Below are 25,872 nucleotides of genomic sequence, written 5' to 3'. Positions count from 1 at the left end.
ATTACTAAATTCTTTTATAGATTCCCGGCGTACAAATCAAAATTTTAAGCAATTAGCTTCGCTCAGTCAACCAATTCTCTTGCTTGGCCGAGTTCATTTTATCTATCACACCTGAATACAAATCAATTAATTTGTTCTTTTCTTTAGTAAGAAGGCTTTCTTTGGAGGTGTCTTCAATTACCAGGGTATTCAATTGGTTAAAAAATTCAATGTCAGGATTTGTCATAAAGTCTTCAATAAATGCTCCTGCTCTATAATCGATTATAAAACTATGTAATACTGGGTTATCCTTATTCACTATAATCGGAAGACCCAGAAAATAGGATAAATACATCCTATTGGGCGCACAAAGTCTATTGTTCGTGTATGTGGGCAGGTACATTACGATGCTGGCACAACTTTTTTTCCAGAATAAAGGTAATACTTCGTAGTTAACCTGACCTATAAAAAGGAATTTATCATTTTGTAGCCCATATTCCTCTTTAAATTTAATAAAGTCCGTTTCCGTACCTCCCAATAAGAGGATTACATAAGGTTCGGGCAGTTTTTTGCAAAATTCCGCCATTTTTTGTCTTCCCCTTTCAATTTTTAGGGGCCCCTGATGAATTATAAAACGGGTACCCGCTTTTTTTAGTTGTTGCAGTTCCCCCAATTTTGATTCCAATGATGACGACGTGACTATGTCGGGACTATAGTCAAAATAGGGTAGGTTCAAAAAATATGAAAGACTATTTGTTAGTTGTAACCTTTCTTTTAAATAGACCATTCTCTCCTTGTTTGCCATTATGACCGCATCAGAATTTCGTATCAAAAAATTTTCCAACGCATCCACGATTTTTTTAGAGTAGGATTCGTTTTCGTTTGGCACCTCATGATCATCATAAATTAAATATAGATTTTTGGGATATAACAATTTGTACAATAGTACCGGAAGAATTATTGCAGAATCTTGGGCATGAATAATACTAGGCTTCAATTTTCTTAATAATCTAAAAGCCTTATAAGTAAATTCAAGTACGGTAAAAAGCCTTAAAAACTTATTATGTCTTAGCCTGTTGTTAATTTGATGTAACCTAATGGAATCGTCAAAAGTAATGGTCACCTTTTTATCGGGAAACACAATAAGATCAACTTCCATATTCTTGTTCCATTCCTTTAGAATTCTTAATTCATTTAAAATTCTGCCGTCCGTATTAATATCCGTCTTCGCTATGAATACTATTTTGTTCATGAATTTGAGCTCTTGTGATAAAGAAAATTAATGCTATAAATAAAATTGAGTTCAGCCGTAAGATAATATCAAGGTTTAAAGAAGCAATTAGGTATAAGATCAGAATAGTTCTAAAGAACAGATTGTTTGAAAACGAATATAGTTGCTTTAAAATAAGCAAACTCAATAGTAAAGGTATGATACCATATCTTAGCAGGATTGTGAAAGCAGACGTATCGGTGACTCTAATATCCCTTTCTACGTCAGTTGACCAGCGTGGGGGCCAAGTAAATATTGGAGTTTTAAAAGGCAATCCAACAACATAATATCCAGATGTCACTTTTTCTATCACAGCGGAGTATATTATGTCTCTGTTATCTTCGATAGTTTCCTCGGCGATAGATTGTTCTCCTAATAGTATTGAGAAGATTCTTTTATCCATCTGATTTCTCATAGTTTCATTAGTGGAATATGCACCAAAAAAAATCAGCAATACCAGAATGCCATATGATACGATTTTTCGAAACTTCTTGGCATCAAATTTGACCCACAATAAAAAAATGGTCTCAAGAAATAATAGGGCCAAGAAGGTTCTGTTAAAAGTTAGAATAAGCGCAAATATGCTCAGAATGGCAGTGATTTTAACCAACTTTCCCTTACTATACCAATTATTCCTGTCTTGAATTAATAGATACATGCCTATCAACCCGAAAAAGAAGTTCGCATTGCCCAATCTTCCACGAGTTTCCGTTAATACATCAGCGCCACTTTCCATTTCGTAGTAAATAGGCAGATTAATAACCAAAGAAAGGACAGATATTATTACGGAAGCACTAATTGCAAATAATAGCGTATTCCATACGATTCTAATATCGGCCCTTATTCCTTGAGTAATTAGAATTAGGGATGAAAACATAGGCAATCCCCACCTTAAGGTCTTAAAACTGTCCCCAAACGACTGACCGTACATAAGGTTCTTAACAATAACTTCAGTAAAGACAGTAACTATAATCAAAAGAACAATATTTCTTTTTAACCGAATGTTTCTGACTATTGCACTATTCTGAGAATAACAGAATAAATTGATTATGGGCAATAAAATAAAGGCGAAATGATTAATACTCAATAACACCCCAGGCAATGGCAAAAAGAAAGTGCTATTCGTGGGTAAAAAAAGGCCTAGGAATAGCGTAAAATAAAATAACCGATTGAAGATTATATGCATCTAAATATTAAGTTTTATCTCTGAAATGAGAATTAGAATTCACTCTTTTGTATAAAATTACCCAACCCATAAGGACATTACCTCTTTTGTAACTCAAATCCAATAATTTGCAGGATGAATTTTCATTTTCAAAAGAAGTAACAAGCAAATATTCAACAATATCCCCAACCTAAATTTGTAGAACTATTTATTTTCTCTTTTTTTATTAAAATTATTGTATTCTTCCTAAATACTATTTATCCAATACCTGAATTATCTGTGATTGGAAATTAAGAGTAGTTTTTGAGTCTTCAAGATTTTTCATACAATTTAGATTATGAAGTATTTCCTTTTTGGCCAAGTAAATCTGTCCAGTTTCTAAATCGTTTTTAAGATCTTCTACCTCATAGATAAACATCCCCTCTTTTTTGAGCCACAAATATGTAGGATTATTTTTATTTAGATAAACCTTAACCCCTTTATAAAATGCCAAGAAAATATTTCCAAGAGCCAGTTGCCGATAACTATTGATAACAACGGCCGCTATTTGCCCATAAAAGCTTATAAACTCATTAAATGGAATGAAAGATTCTATTAAATCAACTTGTGGCAAAACAGCAGCCTTTCTCCGTACTTCATTGGTATAGGCCTGTTCTGCGCCATAATTAAATAGTAATGTAATATTTATTTTCTTATGTTGATTACATGTCCCTGCCAATTCCAAAATGTCTAAATGGTTATTGTAATATGACCTACTGTTACCTATGACCAAACAATTCTTTTTGGGATATTCCGAATCGAAATCAATCTTTTTACAATGTATTTGATTATCTAAAGAAAGTGGTATAAACTTCGGTAGATAACTAAAATGTTGTTTTAAATATTCATACTCTTCTTCAAAAATACCCGTAATAATGTCTGAACGTCTTACCGCTTTGTAAAACATTCTTTCTTTACCAAAAAAGAAACGAAAAAAATATTTTATCTTTCCCTTAATCAATTTGGAAATCATAAAAGGTTTGGATTTTGGGCTAAGATACAGATGGAGTTTACGCGTATATAACTCAGTGCCAAAAAAACGCCAGATAATCTTAACTCTTTTATCCACACAATTCACAATTTGACTTTTAAAAAAGTCTAAATTGTAGAGGACGAGTATATCCACGGTATTGACTATTGCTACAATTTTGTTTAAGTTCTCTGGACTAGGCTCAAAAAATAGGGCTTTGTAATGATATTCCTTATTAACTGAATTTTTAGTATCCAAAATTATTAATTCGTTATCAAAAAAATCGCCCAAATACCTTTCGTTATCTAATATGAATTTAATATCTGAGTGAATATGGATAACTTTTTTCATAGGTCGTAATAATCTACAATTTATTATTTATTTAAATAACCAAATTTTAACTGCGTTTAAAAATTTAGCTTTATTGCGGAGAGAAGCGTCAGTACTTGGTTCTTTTCAGTAGCATTGCCTAAATTATAAAGATTTTGACAATCAGATTTCAAACCTGCATCGGTTATACGATGGATATTTTCTTCAAAATAAGTATCCTGAAAAGTCCTAAGATCATTATTTGTGTTGTACCAATATTCCAAAGGATTCATATGATTTTTAGTTGATTTAGGAAGTGATTTCAAGCCCAATTTCTGCAATATGGACGAAGGGAGTTTTTTTATCGGAACTTGCTTGCCTTTATAATTGATTGATAATCGGTTAATAGATGGTTTAGCATTGATTTTTTCCCATTTATAGTTCGCGGCTTCTGGATATTTTGATAAAATCCATTTTTGATAAATACGATGATCCATCCTATTCTTAATAGGTATTGACCTACAATACTCCCAAAAATCCACATTGTAAAATGGTGACAAACTTTCGGAACTGATTTGTACAATCTTATTCCCTTCATTAGTGCCATTAAATCCTCTTTGATATATAAGTGCCAATTCAAGATCCTCAAATGATTTGAAAGATTCGCTAGTAGAATATTTATTTTCCAGCGTCCTGGAATATTTTCTTCCAAATGTTTTCAAATCATCTTTGTATAAACGGGGAATAAAACAACCAATAACATATTCTCCCAGTAGCCCTGTATGAACTAATCCTAAATTGTCAAAATTTATGTACTTCAATATACTATTGCTATGGGCAAGCCCATAGTATAGAATACTACCTCCCGTGAGCCTATTGATTTCATCAATGTCCTTTAAAAATGTTCCATTATCCAGTGCCTTAAAAATCCATTCATGTTTTAAATCGGTGGCAATTTTTTTTGCAATTGTCTCATCCAAATAATCACTTTGGGAAAAGGTTAGATTAAGTTGATCTACATAGCCCATTTTATGTGCAACCCAAGAGGTCATTCTAGAATCCAGACCTCCACTCAAGGTGACTAAATGCTTGTATGAATATTCCCTGTCCTTTTCAAATTGCAGACGAATCGCTTCCCTAAATTTTATATCCAGCGTTTCAATTATTTCATCTTCATTTACATTCCCTTCAAGTCTTGATTTAGGTAGTTTATAATAATTTATCATTTCAGCCCTGCCCTTTCGAATACAGAGATAATTTCCAGCCATAATTTTATGAATATCATCACACAATGTATTATCCCCTGACATAAAACCATAACTCAACAAATTATATGCAGATTCAATATTAAGGTTATATGAAAGGTTGTTGTCTTTTAAGAAAGCGTATATTTCGTTTATTTCACTTGAAATAAAGTAGACTTCCCCCTTTTTATAGTAATAAAGTGCTTTTGAACCGATGTGATCCGTAAAAACAATCCATTTGTCTTCCTTTTTATTGTAAAATGCACCGCAAAAACTTCCCCTAAACTTTTTGAAAAATCCATTTCCTTCTTTCAGGTACAATGCTTTGACTGTATCCTCCCAATTTAAGGATGGCTTTAATAGGTCTTTTTTATTTAAAATGACTCCTTTTAAAACAATTATATAATCAATTGTTTCCACAAATAAATTATCATTTTCAAATTTGTTATTCGAAAAATTATTAAGTCTAATATCCTTATATGCTATAATGTCATGCTTATTGGTTTGAGTTTCTCTTGACTTACCTATTTTGCCAATTGAACCTATTGAAATGTTGAATCCATTCATATATTAAGTTTAAAAATTGTTTAATAACCATATAAAAGAACACTAATGTACACTCTTTCAAGCTTACTTCGGCCATTTTCTTGATTAACAACCTATAATGCGGCACATATAATACATGGTATAAAAATAATTGATTTTTATACTGTCCGAATAACAGGGAAGCCTTCATTTTTAGGGAAGGCTACACACCAAGGGATTAAAGTTAATCGTAGGTGAATCGATTCGAACGTTTTGTGTAAAATGCGTTTTAATGCATTTTTAGCTTTTGCTGTCTGAAGTGATTCTTTTTATTGCAAAGCTTAGACTCTCATTCAATTCAGTTGTCAAGAATACTATTTCCCAGTTATACCTAACGCAAAATTCATAAACAGCTTCTATTACACCGTAGCGTACCATTCCGTTCCAATTGCCCATTACATAGTCGTGCCCAGCAATAAAACCATTTGATTTAATCTTACTTCCATATAACTCTAATTCTTCAATTGTTGTTTTATAGGAATGTGAAGTGTCAATATAAATCCAATCAAAATAATTGTCTTGAAATCCCTTGACAACCTCAGTTGAAAAACCCAAGTTGATTTCCAAATTATTCGCTTCAATATTTTTTTTAAAACGAGTTTCAACCTTTCTTCGTTTATCTTGGTTATATCGTTTACTTCCCCAAAAGTCTACAAGATGCAATTTTTTTGGTTTATTAATTCTAAGAATTGATTCTGAAAATTCACCTTCGTCAACACCTAACTCTGCTACTATACCACCTTTGGGCAGGAGTTCCAACAATTCTTTTCTTGTCGTTAACAATTTGGTATTCTTGATATGAATTTTAGAGAGTTCAAATATTGGAATTCCAGATGATACTCTGGTATTGACTTTTTTTACAACAGGTTTTACGAAATACGTATAATATAAATTTGTTAGTCTACTCATAACTCTTTTATTTATTTAAATAATTTCTTTAGGACAACTGTAGCAATATTAAAAGCTTGGGATTGAGGAGCAATTCTGAGCCATGTTACAATGTATTCGATACGAGCTACAGCCATTGCCTAACTTATTAAATCCCAATTCTTATATTACGTATTGTGTCCGGTTATTTTTTGAATACTATGCATTACTTAAAATCATCTTTTTAATTCCAAATATTTAGGGTCTGCAATCATAGAAGTCTGTACTTATTAAGAAGCTTATTGACATCTTCTTTAGAATTAAACATTATAACATCGATTATAGATAAATTTGGAATAAAATTTTCGTGAAACTGAGGATAAGTTATTGCCTCAGACTCCAAAAAAACTAGTTTAATACCTTGGTTTTCAAAAAACTCCTTGTCGTATAATTTCTTTCCTCCAATTGGATTTACATAAGTGTCACCACCCAATTCCTTGGTTATATTTATTAATCGAATAGATTTTTCCTGACCTTTTGTATGATTAAATGACGCAGCGGAAAACTTAAAATTTACGTTTATTTTCAAATATTTTGACACCAATTCTACTGAATATGAAGCCAATGTGGATATGCTATCTACATCCGAATTGAATATTGATTCAATTATTGGAAAAACATCTCTATAAAAAGGTGCTTTCGCATAGGTTTGTTGAATAGTACGAAGAATGTTTTTAGGATATCTCTTCGCTTCTTTAAAAATAGGTATTTCTTTTATTAGCCTATTTTGGCTTTGAACACAAGGTACAGTTACATACCGTTCCTCTTGATGGAACAAAATTTTATTGCGATTGACAAAACCTCCCTTCATAAAATTTACATCATCTGCAAAAATAAATACATCAACAGCATTCACAAGTTGGAAATATCCCAAATATGGGAATAGATACGGTTGCATCATACCTACCTTCATGTCTTAGTTATTTTGCACCCTTAATAACAGTCTACATATCAGATCCACTTCCTCCACCGTAAGATTGAAGTATAGTGGCAAACAAAATACCCGTTTAGAAATATCATTTGCCCACTTAAGTGGTTTTGTCTCTATATATGGTAATGAGGATGGTAAAGACGGGTAAAAGTAACGTCTCCCAAATATTTCATTAGCTTTAAGGAAATCAATACACTTTAATAGCAACTCTTCATTTTCAAAAACAATCGGATAATATGCATAATTGGGTTTAGAATCCTTATGCCATAAGGGTTTAATTGCTTTGAAATTCCTTAATTTTTCATCATAGCGATCCGTTAACAATTTGCGTTTATCGTGTATGGCTTGAATAAAATTAAAATTTGCCAATCCCATTGCAGCATGGAATTCTGAATTCTTTCCGTTAATTCCCAAATTGTAAAACTTTTCTGGCCCATCATGCCCAAAATTGCGAATATGGGCCATTTCCTTTAACAACTTTGAATCCTTGGTAATCACCAAGCCACCTTCACCTGAATGAAATAACTTTGTTGCATGTAAACTGCATGTTGAAATATCACCAAAATTGAAAATAGATGTACCGTTGACTTGAACTCCAAAGGCGTGGGCAGCGTCGTATATTACCTTAAGTTTATGTTTAGTCGCTATCTTTTCAATAGCCTTTACATCGCATGGATTACCATAAACATGGGTTGCTAGAATTGCCGAAGTTTTCGCAGTAATAGCAGCTTCAATCTTTTCCGGATCAATATTCAAGCTTTTTTGATCGATATCTACAAAAACAGGGCGGCAATTTTCCCAAACAATACTACTGGTAGTAGCCACATAGGTAAAGGGCGTAGTAATAATTTCACCTTTCAAATCCAATGCCTTAATAGCCATTTGGAGCGCTATAGTGCCATTGGTGACGAATAATATATGATTAACATTAAGATACTCTTTAAGGCTCATTTCCAATTCACTCGCCAATGGACCCATATTGGTGAGCCATTGACGTTTCCAAATCCCATGTAATAAAATATCATAGTCCTCCTTGGGTGGTAAAAAGGGTAAGGTTACGGGTATCATAACTTACGGTTTTTAATAAATGTTAATAGCTCATACAAAGGGCTTTCTTTAAAAAAAGAATGAATCAATAGGTAAAATGTAATTCCTATCACCGAAGCGAAAGCCATTTGTACAACATCGCTATAATCGATAAATAAATAAACTGAATAGTACATCAATAAAAAAGTAAGACCAGCAACTAGTAAAATTGGTAGCATATCCAATAATTGACGCTTCGTACTATAGTTTATTAATCTACTACTATAATATGTATTGATAAGCAAAGCGATGACGGAAACAATTACACCACTCCAAACCAGGCCAATAACCCCAAATTGTAAACCAATTACTATGCCTATCGCAAGGATTGTTTTTTTAATTACTTCCAACTTTAAAAACAAGTCGCTTCTACCATATACTTTTAACACATTAATATTAAAAGCATGAATAGGGAATAACATCCCTGCCAAACTCAATACTTGGAAATAGGGAACCGCAGGTAGCCATTCGCTCCCTAGTACCAAGTTAATCAATGGTTCTCCCATAGCAGCCAACCCCAACATTAAAGGGGCAATAATGAAAAAAGCTATACGAAGTAAACTCCTATAAATTACTGACAATTTTGTTGTGTCATCTTGCAATTGAGCCAACATTGGGTAGGTGACTTTACCTACGATATCAGTAATTGTTTGTGAAGGATATTGCGTAAATCGTCTAGCCCGTTCATAATGACCTAGTGTCTGTACAGGAAAATATTTTCCTATAATAATATTATAGCTATTTTTATAAACTACATCCAGTAATCCCGTTAACATAATTTTGTAGCCAAAATTATAATGATATTTTAACTTTTCTATCGAAAAGTTTATGTTAGGCTTCCATGATCCAGTTATCCAAAGTAATAATGATAATATAATTTGCGTGGTCATATACATAGTTATAATACTCCAAACGCCATAATTATTATAGCCTAAGAAAAGGCCTACACTAACGCCGATAATGATGCTCGGGGCATTTAATAACATCATCCTTTTGAAACGCATTTCCTTAGTTAATACTGCCAATTGTACTGCAGAAAAAGCTGATACAATAAAGGTTAAACAATAAATTCTAATTATATCAATAAGGACCACTTGTCCATAAAAAGATGAAATATATGGAGCCGTGAAAAACATAAGAGTGTATACCAGCAGGCTAATTGCCATATTCATGTAAAATACCGTAGTAAAATCGGAATCATCTGTATTTTTGGTCCTAATAAGAGAGGAAGACATCCCACTATCAACTAAAGAAGTGCCAATCTGGATAAATACCGCAATCATTCCCATAAGACCAAAATCTATCGGCCCTAACCAACGAGCCAAAAAGATCATCGTTATAAAAGAAAGTCCTTTTAAAAAAAATGCCTCGGCAAAACTCCAAACGACACCGGATATTGTTTTTTGTTTTAAGGACATTAATCCAGTAAATTTTGTAGATAAATGTAATATTCACCTTTAAGTTTAAAAATCCTCTGCTTTAGTTGTTTTTTATCTATCCATTTATAATTTAAAGCAATCTCTTCCAAACAGGCAATCTTTAGTCCTGTTCTTTTTTCAACAGCTTTAACAAACTCTGTGGCTTCGGTTAAAGCCTCATGGGTACCTGTATCCAACCAGGCAAAACCACGACTTAAAATTTCCAGTTTTAATTGTGTCCGATCTAGATATTCCTGATTTATTGAAGTAATTTCTAGCTCACCCCTATCACTTGGTTTTACATTCTTTGCAATTTCTACCACACTGTTAGGATAAAAATATAATCCAACTACTGCATATTTGGATTTAGGATTTTTCGGCTTTTCCTCAATACTCAAAACGTCTTTGTTTTCATTAAATTCCACCACACCATAGCGCTCAGGATCCGTTACATAATTACCATAAACAACTGCCTTATCTTGTTCCTCCACAATTTTTATGGCCTTAAGCAACAATTTTTGTAATCCTGCCCCATAAAATATATTATCCCCCAAGATTAATGAAACATCATCATCGCCGATGAACTCTTCCCCTATAGTAAACGCCTGTGCCAAACCGTCCGGAGATGGTTGCTCAGCATATGATAATTGAATACCAAACTGTTTGCCAGTCCCTAATAATTTTTTAAAGTTTGGTAAATCCTTTGGAGTTGAAATTATCAATATCTCCCTTATTTCGGCAAGCATAAGGACTGACAAAGGATAATATATCATGGGCTTGTCATAGATAGGCAGCAATTGCTTACTGACACTCAATGTCAATGGGTGCAATCTTGTACCTGACCCCCCTGCTAAAATTATTCCCTTCATACCTTATTTGTACTGTAATTCATAATATTCTTGGTACGCTCCGCTGGTCACATTACCTAACCACTCCTCATTGACCAAGTACCAATCAATGGTCTTTGAAAGCCCCTCTTCAAAGGTCACCGTTGGACGCCAACCCAATTCCCTATTAATTTTGGAGGCGTCAATGGCGTAGCGCAGGTCATGTCCCGGCCGGTCTTTAACATAAGTTATCAGTTTCTCACTGCTCCCTTTTTCACGATTTAGTTTTTCGTCCATCTGACGGCAAAGCAGCTTTACCAAATCAATATTTTTCCATTCGTTGAAACCGCCAATATTATAGGTCTCCTTGTCTATGCCTTTATGGAAAACAAGATCGATGGCAATGGCGTGGTCAACAACATACAACCAATCTCGGGTATAATTCCCATCTCCATAAACTGGTAACGGCTTATTATGTATAATATTATTTATGAACAATGGTATCAGCTTTTCGGGAAAATGGTTGGCTCCGTAGTTATTTGAACAATTGGTAATTACATAGGGTAGATTGTATGTCTCTCCATACGCCCTGACAAAATGATCGGAACTAGCCTTAGAGGCAGAGTAAGGTGAATTGGGATTATATGGGGTAGTTTCCTCAAATAAGCCGGATTCGCCTAGGGTGCCGTAAACCTCATCCGTACTAATATGGTAAAATCGTTTCCCCTGCCAATTTTCCCTCCATAATTCAATAAAGGCATTTAGGAGTGTCATGGTACCCAAAATATTAGTTTTTGCAAAGGCCAGAGGGTCGTTTATCGATCTGTCAACATGTGATTCCGCAGCTAAATGAATAACTCCATCAAAACGATACTTCCTGAAAATAGTTTCAATATAATTTTCATCCGTTATATTGCCCTTGAGAAAAGTGTAATTATCTCTTCCTTCTATTTCTTTTAGATTTTCCAAATTTCCAGCATAGGTCAATGCGTCTAAATTATAAATATGATATGCTGGGTACTTATTTACAAATCTTCTGATAACATGGGATCCAATAAAACCGGCTCCGCCTGTGACCAATATGTTCTTTTTTGAATTAGTATTATCAATCATCTCTAGTGCAATTTCGTTGGATTATACATTATAGCGCTGTAAGTTTGATTTTATTTCAAACGTTTTTTAATCAAATTTATTTGTAAAAAGGATGAATTAGACGGAATTATATTTCTTTCTTCCCTAAATTACATTTCTCCTAAAAAACACTTATTTTCTTAAAAAAAACTTTAAAAACTTGAATCGAAGATATTGTACCTGAAGAGGTTTGTACTTTAATTTTCGACTAAACACTTAAAAATTAATATAATCTGCACAATTTTCTTATAAATTCTTCTTTCCCGCTTAATCGTTTAAATGATTTTTTAAAGTTAAACCATGTTTTGATCTTAAAAATTATTTGAGACTCTTCGCAACAGTATAAATTGCCCTTAGTTATAATGATCGAGGCCATTTATGTGTGGCCTTCCCTAAAAATGGAGCTTTCCCCATTTTAGGACAATGCTAAATTCATAAAAATTTCATTATTCCATTTACGTGGGAAGGAATATATGGTACCATTGCATTTTGATTAATGGATAATAAATGCAAGACTTCCAAAAATTGGTGGAAATTCTAACAGTCATTAAAAAGAAGGTTGGTTTTCTCCAGAATTGGTTGCAAAATCTCTGTTATTTTGGAATTTACTTGTACTTCTTTCAGACCGTTCAATTGACTAGGGTTATGGATATCGGAACCAACAAAGTCAAATAGGCCTTCTTCCAACAATTTAAAGGCCATTCGCCTTACTTGTTTACCATAATATATACCAAGGGATAATAGATTCAACTGATACAAAACCCCCTGCTTCTTGTATTCGCTATGTTTTATGAGGTTTTCATGTAAATATAAATATCTTTCCGGATGGGCTAGGATTGGAAAATACCCCTGCTTTTTTATCTTTTGTATGGCTTCGTCAAAATTAATCGATGCTTGCAAGTATGACATTTCTACTAATAAGTAGCTACTTTCTATTGGCATAATATCACCGCTCTCCAAAATCGATTCAAAATTGTCATCTATCATGTGCTCAGCTGCTACCCGTAAGGAGATATCTTTCATGTCCTCTTTTAACAACTCGTTTTTTAGAATCGACAGTGAATCGTTGATGGTTTCCCGATTATTATCGTAGTAATTGTGCATTATATGCGGGGTGGCTATAAAGCTCGAAATGCCTAACTCTGCAAATCCCTTAGTTAAAGAAATGGATTCCTCAATATTTTTAGCACCATCGTCAATGCCCGGTAAAATATGATTATGAATGTCTATAAATCCCTCTAGGTGGTCAACAAGAAAATTCTTTTTTGCAAAAAAAGTGAACATAGCATTGGGTTTGGGAAAAATTATACTTCTACTAGTTGGCCATATTTTTTAATGATCTAATGAAAACTCATAAAATATAAAAATTTAGGTATGGGCATTCTGGATATTAGGATGAAATCCTTTGTTTTAAAAATCTGAGAGAATGATTTTCATTCCTTGATCAAGTTGATACAATAAGTCTTCACCAAAGTTACGCTAAAAACTCTATTAACCTCACTTCTGCCAAAAAGTTAAGGTGTGACTTTTAGACTACTTATTTTTAATAAAAACAAAATGACCCAACATAACAATTTTGGTCAATCTCAAATGTTATGATTACTTTTCGCGATATTAATTCGCATCACGTATGGATTTGGCTGCTAGGTTAGGCATTTAAGTTAAATGCGAATTTAGGTTCTGTAATGAAACCTAAATTATTGATCTCTGTTGGGATGAACACTGAGCACCATCTTTATATTTGTAAACATGTAAGTTATGATGTTCCTTAAACTGTATAACAATCTCCATGAAAACTGAAGCCTTATCCTTGAAATCATTTAAGGAAATGGACTATCTAGCGGTTAAGAAGTACAGCTTACCCATTGAACTTATGATGGAAAATGCAGGATTGCAATTGGCTCGTTTAACTTCATATAAGGTTTCAAAGGAATCCAAGATTACCATAGGTGTCGGAAATGGAAACAATGGGGGTGGAGGTCTTGTGGCCGCAAGAAGGTTGGCAGCTTGGGGATATGACGTTTATCTTGATTTAGCTGTGCCGGTAACCAAAAACTTACCCAAAGTACAGTTGAAAAGGGCATTGTTATTCGGGGCAAAAGAAGGTACCCCGGCCCACACGGATATTTGGATTGATGCTTATCTGGGTTTTTCCCAACACCTACCTTTATCACAAATCTTTTTAGAAAAAATAGACTTGGCAAATGCTTCGGCCACCCATAGGATCTCGTTGGATATTCCCACGGGAATTTCAATTGATACTTCGAAGCCTATGTTCCAGGCCAATACGGTATTGACTTTGGCAGCTCCAAAAAAAATTTTGGACGTACTTCCAGCTGAAACTGATATTTTTGTTGCCGATATTGGAATTCCAAAAGAGGTATACAAAAAATTTGGCATCAAAATGCCGAAATTTTTTGAAGAACAGGTCTTGAAGACTTAAAAGTGACGAAACCTTTAAACAAAAAAAGATTATTTCAAAAGCAGCGCAATATCATTTTGTTAGCGGGAAACAAAACCTATCTGGATGAAGGATAAGTTCCCGTTGTTCTTTTTGCTTTTATATGGTGTATTGGCCTGCGGTCAGCTTTCCGATTTGGCCCGAGTAGAGTATACCTATCTCCCTAAGGGAACTTCCAATGTGGGTTATCATAGAGTAAGGGGATTGTTCAGCTATCCCGTTAAAATAAGTGAGGGAAATTACCTGTTATTGGGCTTGGATTATAGCAACATCGAGTTATCCTTTGATTCGAGCATCGATACTTTTGATACTGAGGTGATACAGGACTTTCAGCTGCTCGATATTAATCTTGGCTATACCTTTAAGTTGAATTCCGATTGGCGGGTCGGGGCCAGATTTACTCCGGGATTCAGTTCAAATCTGGTAAGGAACATTTCTCTGGATGATGCCGTTTTCGCGGCGGACCTGGTTTTTATAAAGGACAAAACGAAAGATACAGAAGCCAAAAAACCATTTAGACTCATTCTAGGCATTTCCTATTCGCAAAATCGAGGGTTTTCCTATCCTATTCCCTTTGTCAGCTATTATCGAAAATTTCATCCCAAATGGTCCTATAATCTAGGAATACCGCGGACGAATCTTCAATTTCATATTTCAAGAAAATCAAGGGTCAAACTTACTGCTGAGTTAGATGGTTTTACGGCAAACATACAAGAGCCACTCCTGCTAGAAAATGACGAAATTGCAGAGAGAATTAATTTATCCTTAGTGGTGGCTGGAATTCGTTATGAGTTTAAGTTTGGTCGGAATTTTGAACTCTTTTGTACCTTGGCCAATGTGTTCTTCAGCAATGCGGAATTGCAGGACTCGAAAAACAGAAGGGTAATAGGAATAGACAAGAATAGCACGGCGTATCTGAGAACCGGACTTCGCTTCAAAATTTAGACCTTGAGTCCCGGCCAACAGAATCCAGAGTTTTAATCATTGGAGTTCGTTTAAGTTGGATTAAATTTGAAAAAGAGGTGAATCATCACCCCAAACTTCTTTTTTAATATCCTTTTTGAAAGAGAATTAACTTTGGGTGCCTCGGAAGAAATTAGTCATAAAACCCAAATACGAGTTCCAATGAAACCAATTACAGGTACAGTTCTTTTCATTGCCACTATTGCACTGTTGGTATTTGGCAACACCCAATCCTTATGTGCTCAAAAACAAAAAAATAGCGCAGATGTTATCGTGTATGGAGGCACCTCTGCAGGAATAGCTGCGGCCATTCAAAGTAGCCGTATGGGAAAATCAGTTATCCTCATAGAGTCTACAAACCGAATTGGAGGATTAACCACCGGGGGATTGGGCCAAACGGACATTGGCAACAAAGTAGCTATTGGAGGCATTTCCAGGGAATTTTATGAAAACATTAGAACATATTACGACAATCCCAAGAATTGGAAGTGGCAAAAAAAATCGGAATATCTGGATGGAGGGCAGACCCGAACGGAAAAGGGGGAAAATTCCATGTGGACTTTTGAGCCTTCCGCAGCGCTTAACGTGTATAAAGATATGATTTCTGCGGAGGATATTACCTTGGTCTACAATGAACGTCTAAACCGAAAGAACGGGGTGAAAAAAGCAAGTGGGAAAATCTTATCCCTACAGATGGAAAGTGGGAAGGTCTTTTCGGGAAGTATGTTTATTGATGCTACCTATGAGGGCGACCTTTTGGCTTCTGCTGGGGTAACCTACACCTACGGGCGGGAAAGCAATGACCAATATGGAGAAACGCTCAATGGGGTACAGGCCAACATTAAGAATACGTCTTTATTAGGGGTGGTCTCCAGAAATGGATTCAACCACAATTTTGTCCAAGCTGTGGATCCTTATATAAGAAAGGGAAATTCCAAGAGTGGATTGTTGCCCAATTTGAACAAAACCCCAGGTCTTGAGGGTTCGGGAGATAAAAAGATACAGGCGTATTGTTTCCGTATGTGCCTTACAGACCATCCTGAAAATCGAATCCCATTTGTTAAACCAGAGGGGTACGATGAAAAGGATTACGAATTGTTGTTTCGAAATTATGAGGCGGGTTTCTCCGGGGTACCCTGGATCAATTCCAGTATGCCCAATAGAAAAACGGATACAAACAATAGAAATGGCTTTTCAACGGATTTCATTGGCCAAAACTATGATTATCCCGAAGCTTCATATTCGGAAAGGGAAAGGATAGTGGCAGCGCATCGCAAGTACCAAATGGGTCTCATGTGGACCTTGGCCAACCATCCACGGATTCCTGAAAAAGTGCGTAAGGAGGTATCGCGTTGGGGAACGGCAAAGGATGAATTTGAAAGACCCGACGGTTGGCAACAACAACTCTATATCCGGGAGGCAAGGCGTATGATTAGTGATTATGTGATGACCCAACATAATTGTGAAGGGCTTCATGTACCTAATGATCCAATAGGTCTGGGTGCTTATGGAATGGACAGCCATAATACGCAACGCTACGTGGATGCCAATGGTTTCGTACAGAATGAGGGCAATGTGGAATGTAAGGTAAAGGCACCTTATCCCATAAGTTATAAATCTATAGTACCCAAAAAGGAAGAATGCACAAATCTGTTGGTGCCCGTTTGTTTGAGCGCAACCCATATCGCTTTTGGGTCCATACGTATGGAACCCGTATTTATGGTATTGGGGCAATCAGCGGCGACGGCGGCCTCATTGGCTATTGATATGGGGATGGCAATCCAGGAAATCCCGTATCGGGAGTTGCAGAAAGAATTAGTGAAAGATGGGCAACGCTTAAAATAGTTTTCAATGCCAAAGACCAGATTTAATTTGGTTGGAACACTCTTTTTAATGGGATGGGTACTTCTATTCTCCTGTAAAAAGAAAGAGTCTCTTAAACAGTCTCCCAATATTATAATTATTTTGGCAGATGATCTTGGATATGGGGATTTGGGTTCCTATAACGAAAACTCCTTAGTGCCAACACCCAATTTGGACAAGTTGGCATCCGAAGGCATTTTGTTGACAGATGCCTATTGTCCTGTAGCGGTATGTTCCCCGTCCCGCTTTGCACTAATGACCGGCAGTTATCCTTTTAGAAGTTGGAAAAAAACAGGTGTTTTGGCCAATTACGAACCTTCTATGATGGCAGAAGGTCAACTTACTCTTCCCCAAATGTTGCAAAATTCAGGCTATACCACAGCAGGTTACGGTAAATGGCATTTAGGTGCATCTTTTTCTACCATGGACGATAAAAGACCGGCAGGTTATGGAAAATTCAAAGCAGGAGACAATGGGGCAAACCTAGATTTAAATCTTCCCATCTCGGGAGGACCTATAGACCACGGTTTTCAACATTGGTATGGGTTTAGTTGCGCCAGTGAATGTTGGATTATAGATAAAAAACAAATCGTGGCCGCCCTGCAGCACGAGTTTTACAATATCGACTCCGCTCCGAATAAGGATCATATCGAGATTATTCCCTCGAACCAGTATCTCGATAGGATTACCACCAAAAGTATACAGTTTATACAAAGACATCACCAGATAAATGAAGACCGGCCTTTTTTCCTATACTTTGCCCCTTATGTACCCCATGTTCCCTTGGCAGTGGGCAAAGAGTTCCAGGGCACTACCAAGGGCGGGCTTTATGGCGACTATGTAAATGAGTTGGACACTTATATTGGCAAACTATTGGATACCCTGGATAGTTTAGACCTAACGGATAATACCATTGTGATGTTCGCCAGTGACAATGGCTCGCATTTTGAAGTTACGCTCTCGGATATCGATTTGACAAGAGCGACCAATAGCGCGAAAAGTATTCCAAAAAAAGAGCATTATGATACTGGACATTATCCAAATGGAGCGTTGCGCGGCACCAAAGGAACAGTTTGGGAAGGGGGGGTGCGAACCCCTTTCATCGCCCGATGGCCCGGCCATTTTCCCAATAGCACCAAATCTCACCGAATCTTTGCCCTAAACGATGTAATGGCAACCCTTGCTTCCGTTGTTGGGTATAACCTTCCATCTGACATGGGGGTGGATAGCTATAATCAACTTCCCGTATTGGAGGGGAAAGATGAAAACATACGAAAGTCGGTCGTTGTACAATCCTCAGGAAATCGATATGGTCTAAGAAAGGGTGATTGGAAATATATTGAACCTACGGATAAAGATGACAATAGTGAATTGTATAACCTAAAAGATGATATTTCGGAATCTAAAAACCGCTTTGCCGAGCGACCGGAATTGGCCCGGGAACTTAAGGAGCATCTCGAAACAATCCTTCACGGCAAGACTTCCAATACAGGTGTAAATCCTTAGTCCATGGGCTATGGCAATGGTAAAAACAAAAAATAAATGTGATGAAAAAGAATAGAATAGACCTCACTTTGATTATCATAGTTTTTGTAGGGACTATATCATTGTTATGGAGCTGTGGACAAAAACAGGAAACAACGGCAGATTCCAATAGGGCCGATATTATTGTTTATGGTGGAACCTCAGCAGCCGTTATTGCTGCGGTAGAGGCCAAAAAATCGGGGAAATCAGTTATTGTAGTTTCCCCGGATGTACATTTGGGCGGATTATCATCAGGTGGTCTAGGCTTTACTGATACCGGGGATAAAAGTGTAATCGGTGGTTTGGCCAGGGAGTTTTATCATCGGGTATGGCAACATTACAATACGGATGTTGCCTGGAAATGGCAGCCCAAGGAAGAATACGGGAATAAAGGGCAAGGTACACCCGCCATGGACGGGGAGAACCGTACCATGTGGATCTTTGAGCCCCATGTGGCTGAAAAGGTTTTTGAAGACTTGGTGAAGGAATACGATATCCGAGTGGACAGGGACGAATGGTTGAATAGGGATGATGGCGTGAAAAAAGTTGATGGTAAAATCGTATCGATTACAACTTTGAGCGGAGAGACCTATACTGGAAAAGTGTTCTTGGATGCTACCTATGAAGGCGACCTTATAGCCTCGGCAGGGATAAGCTATCATGTGGGGCGTGAGGCGGCGGATGTCTACGGTGAGGAATGGAACGGGGTACAGACTGGAGTATTACATCATAAGCACTGGTTCGAATCGGATATATCACCCTATATAGTTCCCGGTGACCCATCCAGTGGACTCTTGCCCAAGATATCCGATGAACATCCCGGAGAAAAGTATAGCGGGGATGGTAAAATACAGGCGTATTGTTTTCGTATGTGCATGACCGACCACGAACCAAACAGGGTACCTTTCCCAAAACCTGAGGGTTACGATTCCTTGCAGTATGAGCTTTTGGGAAGGGTTTTTGATACGGGTTGGGACGGATGGTTCAATAAATTTGATGCCATTCCAAACCATAAGACGGATACCAATAATCATGGACCCTTTAGTAGTGACAACATTGGGATGAACTATGAGTATCCAGAAGCATCGTACGAACGTCGTAAAGAGATTATCAAGGAACACGAACAATACCAAAAGGGACTATTATGGTTTGTGGCCAATGATTCCAGGGTTCCTGATGGCATTAGAACGGAAATGCAAAAATGGGGGCTCGCCAAGGATGAGTTTACGGACAATGACAATTGGCCGCATCAAATCTATGTTAGGGAAGCACGACGTATGATCGGGGAGTTTGTTATGACCGAAAATGAATTGTTGAAAAAGCGGCCCACCCCCAATTCAGTGGGTATGGGGTCTTATACCATGGATTCCCATAACGTTCAGCGCTATGTTAAAGAGGACGGTTTTGTACAAAATGAGGGCGATATTGGTGTAAGCACCAATGGCCCTTATGCCATAGCCTTTGGTTCCTTGGTCCCCAGAAAGAAAGAATGCACTAATCTTTTGGTGCCCGTTTGTGTTTCTTCAACCCATATTGCATTTGGATCCATACGTATGGAACCGGTATTTATGATTTTGGGCCAGTCCGCCGCGGTAGCCGCATCCATGGCCATAGAACAAGATATTGCGGTGCAGGAGGTGAAGTACGAAATGCTGAGCAAGGCATTGACCGAGAAAGGTCAAATATTGAGATGAAAGCCATTGAAAAGTAGGGTAGGGCGAGCGCCGGCAGAAAGCGCACTTGAGCAAAGAACCTATTCTTAAACCACACGATTTTATAGGCCGAAAAAGTCTAGAATCTAAGATAAGATCATGGAGAGATTCCTAAAAAACATGAACCTGAAAAATCTTTTTGTAAGCGACCTTGGCAAAAAGGACTATACTTATTCTGTTAGGATTGAAGGGGGATTTTTAAAATAGTCATTGGTTTCGTTGCCCTATTTTTATAGGCCCGCACCCAACATAATCGAAGTTTTAAAGAGTGATGTCCTTAAAATAGTTTTGCTTACATGCCTTCCTTGAATCGTTCCAATTTTCTAGAGAAATCCGGGAATGCTATAACGTCATTCATTTTTCTTAAAACTTAGGGCGTACTTCATATGTTTTTGAATAAAAAGCTTATCATAGACTCGTATTCGTGGTGGTATGGCCAAATATATTGTATGCTTTGAATTTATTCTTTCTGGAGGCAATTAAAAATCCATATGTGACTTTGCAGAGTGATGAGTTTGCGCTGGATTACTATAGATACTTATAAGAGAAGTCCACTTTTCGATTCTGAACATCTATTTTATAATCTAATACTTATATATTTGTAATATAATTCTTATATTTTTAGATTATAAACACTTTCTTTGATGTTTTTAAGTATCATAATTCCGGTCTACAATGCATCTCCTTATTTAAGGAGATGTTTGGATTCCATTATTGATCAAACCTACGAGCATATAGAGATAATTCTTGTGGATGATTTTTCAGCCGATGACTCCTTGGCCATAATTCGTGAATATGAAGGAAAGGACGATCGTGTCAAAGTGTTCTGTAATCCGAGAAATCGTCGTGTAGGATATGCCCGCAATAAGGGACTCCGAGCGGCCGTAGGGGAATACGTATGGTTCGTTGATGCCGATGACTGGTTACCACAGGGAGCCATTTCGGGTTTAGTACGGCATTTGAACAAATCCCCAAAAGAAATAGACCTTCTGCTCATGGGATATACTCAGAGCTTTGGGGGCCATCATACAGAATTTGGGGACAGAACACGACTTCCTCGACATCTTAAGAGGAGCGAGGAGGCTATTTTGAACTTTCTAAACCTTACCAAAGGCTTTTATAGTTACCCTTTTCTCTACTTGTATTCTCGGCGTTTACTTTTGAAATACCATATTCGCTTTCCGGAAAATGTATACTATGAAGACATACCTTTTGTTGCCATGGCGGTGTGTAATGCAAAAGGAATTGGAATCTATTCCAAATCTTCTTACCATTATAATTGTGAACCACACGATTCCATAACACGAACATATTCCAAGGAAAAAATACTCGATGTTATTTCAGCCTATGACAGGCTCTACAAATTTTTAATGCATCAGAACCTGATTAAAAAATACAATGATCAGTATGTAATGCGCTTTCTTTTGCATGGCCTTGGGACTTGTTTCCAAATATATCGTCAGCTAAGCAAAGATGAACAGGAGGATATTGCACTTGGGGAGTTGTTACAATCGTACTTGCTTTCAGATATAATGTCGGATAAAAGCATGGTCTATGTTTCCTATTTAATCGATGCTATTGATGATACGGAAACACTTACAAAAGCCTACCATAGATTTAAATTCGATATTCTGCGCGATGTAAAAAATAATTGGACCTGTACTCATTTAAGTCTCAAGTAAGTTCTGCAATCTGTTATAGCTACCTCGTATTGGTTGCCTACACAAAGAATGGATAAAGTAGATTTATATTTCTTGAAAACTGCGCGGAACATGATGCAAAAGCACTGTTCCGCGCAGTAGTGGATTAACTATCAATAGGGCCCGAGGCAACAAGTGCTACAAAAAGTGTTTGGAGAGCCGAGATATTCCTGCTGTCTACAACCGGTAGCACAATTGGGATCCATGAAACAGCTACCTACAGGCCTACCTCCCGTAATCTTTTTCAACTCCTCGGACCGAAGAACACGATTTACCTTCAGATTCAGTCCCTTAAAACTTAAATTTTTCATTCACTCAAACTTTAGTATTTATATTTGCCTCGAACAGTTAAGGACACTCAAGGTTTATGTCCATTCTTCGCGAAAGAATATTGTTCTTGGCCCAAAGTTCTTCTTTGGGCCTTTTCATTGTATCCCAAGATTTTCATTATGTTCCTTGCAGTATGGCATTGGTAGGGTAATTCATAACCATCTACGAAAGTGATGGGAGTAAGTAATTCTCTCTTTTTTGCACTAAGCTTTTATAGCTTCAACGTCTACCTACATTTCACATCGGTACACCGTTCCATGGATATTTATAGGCCACGGATATCGTATTCTACATTAATATTTTTTGTAAGTTAAATTAATAAAATAAGAAAGTATAATCTTGTTAAATATATAAAATTATTGAAAAAGCTATCCCAGATTCGTAAAACATCTACTCTTACGGCTGAAATGGGAGAATTTTAGGGGTATGCAAAAAGTCTAGGTTGTAAATCAATCAATTAAGGAGCCATATGATTGTTTAATGAGCTGCCTATGGTATTGGTAAATTAACATGAATAGGGACATATTGTGATATATTTAACATGATAACTTAAATCCATTGTTTTAGATTTGTGAAAGGAACGTTAAAGCGTTTCGGCCATCGACGATTGGCCATCAGGGTTCATGACGTTTGCTTTGGTAATGTTTATGGACTTTAATATTGAAGCTTTTGGAAAACATCGTTTTCAACGCTGGAATGGTACTATGGCACCAGATGGAATCACCTAAAACACTTTGATTGCACTTTTGCAAATACGGGAAGAGAGACTGAACTGGTGCAGACGTTTTATTTGAACATCGAACGAAGATAAGGTTTTCATCCAGACCCAATTAATGAGCGAGCGGTGCCATCCGCTCATTGCAAAAATGAGAAGCAATAAGACTAAAAAATGGTTCGGAGTACTATTGGTAACCGTACTTTTATTTCGGTTGTCATACCATACCTTGCACGTCTTTACTTGCCATATGCCGGATTCCCATGTTTCACATGCTACATCTGACAACCAAATCGGGGAACCCTCTTTCTGTTGTGAACTGTGCGCAAAATTATTGGGCCAAAGCAATTACCTATGGCCCTACGCAAAGATTTTTTTAGGGTTTTTGGCTTCCTTACTAATTGTAAGTGTACCAGGTCTCTTTTTTAAGCTAGAAGCCTTGGTGATTCGTTCCCTAAGAGGCCCCCCTTACTTTTTTTCCTGAAGACATTCCCATTTAATCAAGGTGGATTCCTTGTATTTGAACATCAAGCATTTTATAACGCCTATACGCGTTACAAAGTGACTTTGATATCATAGTCGTATTTAAATCTCATGTAAAATGATAATTACGGATAACCTTACAAAGAAATATGGTGACCAGACGGTATTGGACCATCTGAACCTTCACGTTAAAGAGGGCGAAATCTATTGTCTACTAGGGGCCAACGGTGCCGGAAAGACAACCACGATAAACCTGTTGTTGGGATTTATAGAACCCACCTCGGGAAGTGCGTTCATCAACCAATTGAACGTCCAGGAAAATCCCAGGACCACAAAGCTTTTTTTGGCATACATACCAGAAAACCTGATGCTTTATCCCAGTCTTACCGCTGTGGAGAATTTGGATTACTTTTCTGGAATCGGTGGGAAAAGACTATCTGATTCTGATTTGAAAGGATTTTTAGGGGAAGCCGGACTACAACCTGAGGCTTTTGACAAACGTATTTCGACTTTTTCAAAAGGAATGCGCCAAAAGGTAGGCATCGCAATTGCCCTTGCCAAGGATGCCAAAGTGCTGTTATTGGACGAACCTACCTCTGGATTGGACCCTAAGGCCAGTAATGAATTTGGCTTGTTGCTTCAAAAATTACGCGCCAAAGGCGTAGCCACTTTAATGGCAACGCACGACCTATTTAGGGCCAAGGATGTGGCTACCCATATTGGAATCATGAAGGATGGTAGGTTGAAGCAGCAGTTTAAGGCAGATGACATCTCCCTTTCGGAGTTGGAGAATTCCTATCTAAATACCATGGGGTATAAAGAGCTTGCCATATGATTTCCAAGACATTTTTAAAGGAAACCAAGGAACTGCTTCGTGATGGACGCGTTCGAATTGCCTTTTTCATCGTAATCCTATTATTGGGATTAGCCGTTTGGATAAGTGCCCGGCAATATGAAAATGTAAATGAACAATATGAAGCAGCTAAAATGGCCGAGCGCACCATATGGGAGAACCAGGGTGAAAAGAACCCCCATTCTGCAGCACATTACGGTACTTACGCCTTTAAACCTAAATATCCCTTATCCTTGGTAGATCAAGGGGTGGATAAGTATGCCGGCACCTCCATTTTTTTGGAAGCACACAATCGCAATGAGGCCCAGTTTAGTGCAGCGGCGGACCAAACAGGTCTGGCCCGTTTTGGGGATTTGACGCCAGATTTTATTCTACTGTTCATTATTCCCCTACTTATAATTCTTTTGGGATACAACAGTTTTACCAAGGAACGGGAAATGGGCACCCTTACTTTGTTGAAGAGTCAAGGAATTTCAATGGGGAAATGGATATTGGGAAAGTGGACAGCCCTATTCACCCCCATTCTTATAATGACAGCCTTCCTGTTTCTAGTGGCGGGTGTTTTGCTAAGTGGCCTAGAGAATTTTGGTATATTCAATTGGAGTGCCCTCGTTGTGATGTTTTTGGTATATGTCGGATATTACATCATTTTCATCAACATAGTCCTATTGATTTCCGCTAAGACAAGGAAATCCGGTGTTTCCCTAGTTATTTCAATTGGGGTATGGATTATTGCATGTCTGGCGGCACCCAAGGCGGCAAGTAATATAGCGGAGGCCAAACACCCCTATCCAACCCGTCAGGAATTTACGGCCAATGTGTTAAAGGATAAAAAGGAAGGACTGGATGGCCACAATCCCTGGAGCAAGGAAGCCAAACTATTGCAGGAAAAGGTACTCACTGAATATGGCGTGGACAGTCTCCATAAGCTTCCCTTTAACTTTGATGGCTATCGGATGCAAAAAAGCGAGGAACATGAGGCAGAAATCTATTTTAAACATTACAATTACCTCAAAGAGCAGTTCGTACAACAATCCCACGTGTATCGAGGGCTGGCAGCTATTTCACCCTATTTGCCCACTCGGTTTCTAAGTATGGCCATCGCCCAGACAGATTATGCCACGCATTGGGACTTTGCCGATGCTGCAGAAGAATACCGAATCGCCACCCAAAAATTTCTGAACGATAATTTTGCCGAGAATTCCGAGTATGGAAATTGGGGCTATAGGGCTGATGCTGATTTCTGGAAGAATCTACCCGCCTTCGATTATAACCCGCCGGAATTGGATTCCGTTCTCTCATACAACGCATCCAATCTTGGCATTTTAGGTCTTTGGCTTGTGGGTTCTTTTGGTCTGTTATTGTTCACTACCAAAACTATCTGACC

The 25,872-nt window shown here is 37.2% G+C and carries 20 protein-coding genes; 8 read left to right on the top strand and 12 right to left on the bottom strand.

All coding sequences use genetic code 11. The features are described from left to right. Positions 1 to 52: 52 nt before the first annotated feature. The 11 genes from Q0993_RS15575 to Q0993_RS15525 form a co-directional block, all read right to left on the bottom strand. A complete protein-coding gene (locus Q0993_RS15575; protein WP_299534717.1) occupies positions 53 to 1,231 on the bottom strand; it encodes a glycosyltransferase in 1,179 nt (392 codons plus the stop codon). Then, positions 1,194 to 2,126, bottom strand: coding sequence for a hypothetical protein (locus Q0993_RS15570; RefSeq protein ID WP_299534715.1), 933 nt, complete (start codon positions 2,124 to 2,126; stop codon positions 1,194 to 1,196). The genes Q0993_RS15575 and Q0993_RS15570 overlap by 38 nt, the downstream gene beginning before the upstream one ends. Positions 2,127 to 2,667: 541 nt before the next feature. Beyond that, entirely contained in the window at positions 2,668 to 3,774 is a 1,107-nt protein-coding gene (locus Q0993_RS15565; protein WP_299534713.1) for a TDP-N-acetylfucosamine:lipid II N-acetylfucosaminyltransferase, read from the bottom strand. 56 nt (positions 3,775 to 3,830) lie between these two features. Beyond that, positions 3,831 to 5,543 (bottom strand): hypothetical protein, encoded by a 1,713-nt coding sequence (locus Q0993_RS15560; protein WP_299534710.1) that lies wholly within the window; start codon positions 5,541 to 5,543, stop codon positions 3,831 to 3,833. 258 nt (positions 5,544 to 5,801) lie between these two features. Next, positions 5,802 to 6,470: a class I SAM-dependent methyltransferase gene (locus Q0993_RS15555; RefSeq protein WP_299534707.1), complete on the bottom strand. Its 669-nt coding sequence runs from the start codon at positions 6,468 to 6,470 to the stop codon at positions 5,802 to 5,804. A 229-nt stretch (positions 6,471 to 6,699) separates the two neighbouring features. After that, entirely contained in the window at positions 6,700 to 7,401 is a 702-nt protein-coding gene (locus Q0993_RS15550) for a WbqC family protein (RefSeq protein WP_299534704.1), read from the bottom strand. A 3-nt stretch (positions 7,402 to 7,404) separates the two neighbouring features. After that, positions 7,405 to 8,487 (bottom strand): DegT/DnrJ/EryC1/StrS aminotransferase family protein, encoded by a 1,083-nt coding sequence (locus tag Q0993_RS15545; protein ID WP_299534702.1) that lies wholly within the window; start codon positions 8,485 to 8,487, stop codon positions 7,405 to 7,407. After that, positions 8,484 to 9,923 (bottom strand): lipopolysaccharide biosynthesis protein, encoded by a 1,440-nt coding sequence (locus tag Q0993_RS15540; protein ID WP_299534700.1) that lies wholly within the window; start codon positions 9,921 to 9,923, stop codon positions 8,484 to 8,486. Before Q0993_RS15540 ends, Q0993_RS15545 begins: the two co-directional genes overlap by 4 nt. Beyond that, entirely contained in the window at positions 9,923 to 10,792 is an 870-nt protein-coding gene (gene rfbA / locus Q0993_RS15535) for a glucose-1-phosphate thymidylyltransferase RfbA (protein WP_299534698.1), read from the bottom strand. Before rfbA ends, Q0993_RS15540 begins: the two co-directional genes overlap by 1 nt. A gap of 3 nt (positions 10,793 to 10,795) precedes the next feature. Next, positions 10,796 to 11,863 carry a dTDP-glucose 4,6-dehydratase gene (gene rfbB, locus Q0993_RS15530; protein ID WP_299534696.1) on the bottom strand — a complete coding sequence of 356 codons (1,068 nt, stop codon included), beginning with the start codon at positions 11,861 to 11,863 and terminating at the stop codon, positions 10,796 to 10,798. 555 nt (positions 11,864 to 12,418) lie between these two features. Then, the gene (locus tag Q0993_RS15525; protein ID WP_299534694.1) at positions 12,419 to 13,165 is read right to left on the bottom strand and encodes a CpsB/CapC family capsule biosynthesis tyrosine phosphatase; all 747 of its coding nucleotides are present in this window, start codon (positions 13,163 to 13,165) and stop codon (positions 12,419 to 12,421) included. Positions 13,166 to 13,670: 505 nt separating this feature from the next. Between Q0993_RS15525 and Q0993_RS15520 the strand changes: the two genes are divergently transcribed. The 6 genes from Q0993_RS15520 to Q0993_RS15495 all read left to right on the top strand — a co-directional run bounded on the left by Q0993_RS15520 (position 13,671) and on the right by Q0993_RS15495 (position 22,086). Beyond that, on the top strand, positions 13,671 to 14,324 hold the full coding sequence (locus Q0993_RS15520; protein WP_299534691.1) for an NAD(P)H-hydrate epimerase: 654 nt from the start codon (positions 13,671 to 13,673) through the stop codon (positions 14,322 to 14,324). An 84-nt stretch (positions 14,325 to 14,408) separates the two neighbouring features. Next, a complete protein-coding gene (locus Q0993_RS15515) occupies positions 14,409 to 15,287 on the top strand; it encodes a DUF6268 family outer membrane beta-barrel protein (protein WP_299534688.1) in 879 nt (292 codons plus the stop codon). A gap of 180 nt (positions 15,288 to 15,467) precedes the next feature. Further along, on the top strand, positions 15,468 to 17,150 hold the full coding sequence (locus Q0993_RS15510) for an FAD-dependent oxidoreductase (protein WP_299534685.1): 1,683 nt from the start codon (positions 15,468 to 15,470) through the stop codon (positions 17,148 to 17,150). A 6-nt stretch (positions 17,151 to 17,156) separates the two neighbouring features. Further along, the gene (locus Q0993_RS15505) at positions 17,157 to 18,674 is read left to right on the top strand and encodes an arylsulfatase (protein ID WP_299534683.1); all 1,518 of its coding nucleotides are present in this window, start codon (positions 17,157 to 17,159) and stop codon (positions 18,672 to 18,674) included. A 41-nt stretch (positions 18,675 to 18,715) separates the two neighbouring features. After that, complete coding sequence (locus tag Q0993_RS15500) at positions 18,716 to 20,386, top strand: FAD-dependent oxidoreductase (RefSeq protein ID WP_299534681.1); 1,671 nt, start codon at positions 18,716 to 18,718, stop codon at positions 20,384 to 20,386. Positions 20,387 to 21,048: 662 nt separating this feature from the next. Next, the gene (locus Q0993_RS15495) at positions 21,049 to 22,086 is read left to right on the top strand and encodes a glycosyltransferase family 2 protein (RefSeq protein WP_299534679.1); all 1,038 of its coding nucleotides are present in this window, start codon (positions 21,049 to 21,051) and stop codon (positions 22,084 to 22,086) included. A gap of 131 nt (positions 22,087 to 22,217) precedes the next feature. Here Q0993_RS15495 and Q0993_RS15490 read toward each other — a convergent pair whose 3' ends face one another. Next, positions 22,218 to 22,415 (bottom strand): hypothetical protein, encoded by a 198-nt coding sequence (locus tag Q0993_RS15490; protein WP_299534678.1) that lies wholly within the window; start codon positions 22,413 to 22,415, stop codon positions 22,218 to 22,220. Between the two features lie 1,335 nt (positions 22,416 to 23,750). On the opposite strand from Q0993_RS15490, the gene Q0993_RS15485 reads away from it, so the two are divergent. Together Q0993_RS15485 and Q0993_RS15480 are read left to right on the top strand one after the other, a co-directional pair. Beyond that, a complete protein-coding gene (locus Q0993_RS15485; RefSeq protein WP_299534676.1) occupies positions 23,751 to 24,467 on the top strand; it encodes an ABC transporter ATP-binding protein in 717 nt (238 codons plus the stop codon). After that, a complete protein-coding gene (locus Q0993_RS15480; protein WP_299534674.1) occupies positions 24,464 to 25,870 on the top strand; it encodes a DUF3526 domain-containing protein in 1,407 nt (468 codons plus the stop codon). Before Q0993_RS15485 ends, Q0993_RS15480 begins: the two co-directional genes overlap by 4 nt. The last annotated feature ends 2 nt before the right edge of the window (positions 25,871 to 25,872 follow it).

The sequence above is a fragment of the Ulvibacterium sp. genome, assembly GCF_028285715.1.
In the GTDB taxonomy this organism is placed as follows: Bacteria; Bacteroidota; Bacteroidia; order Flavobacteriales; family Flavobacteriaceae; genus Ulvibacterium.
This window is presented reverse-complemented; position numbering and strand designations above follow the sequence as displayed.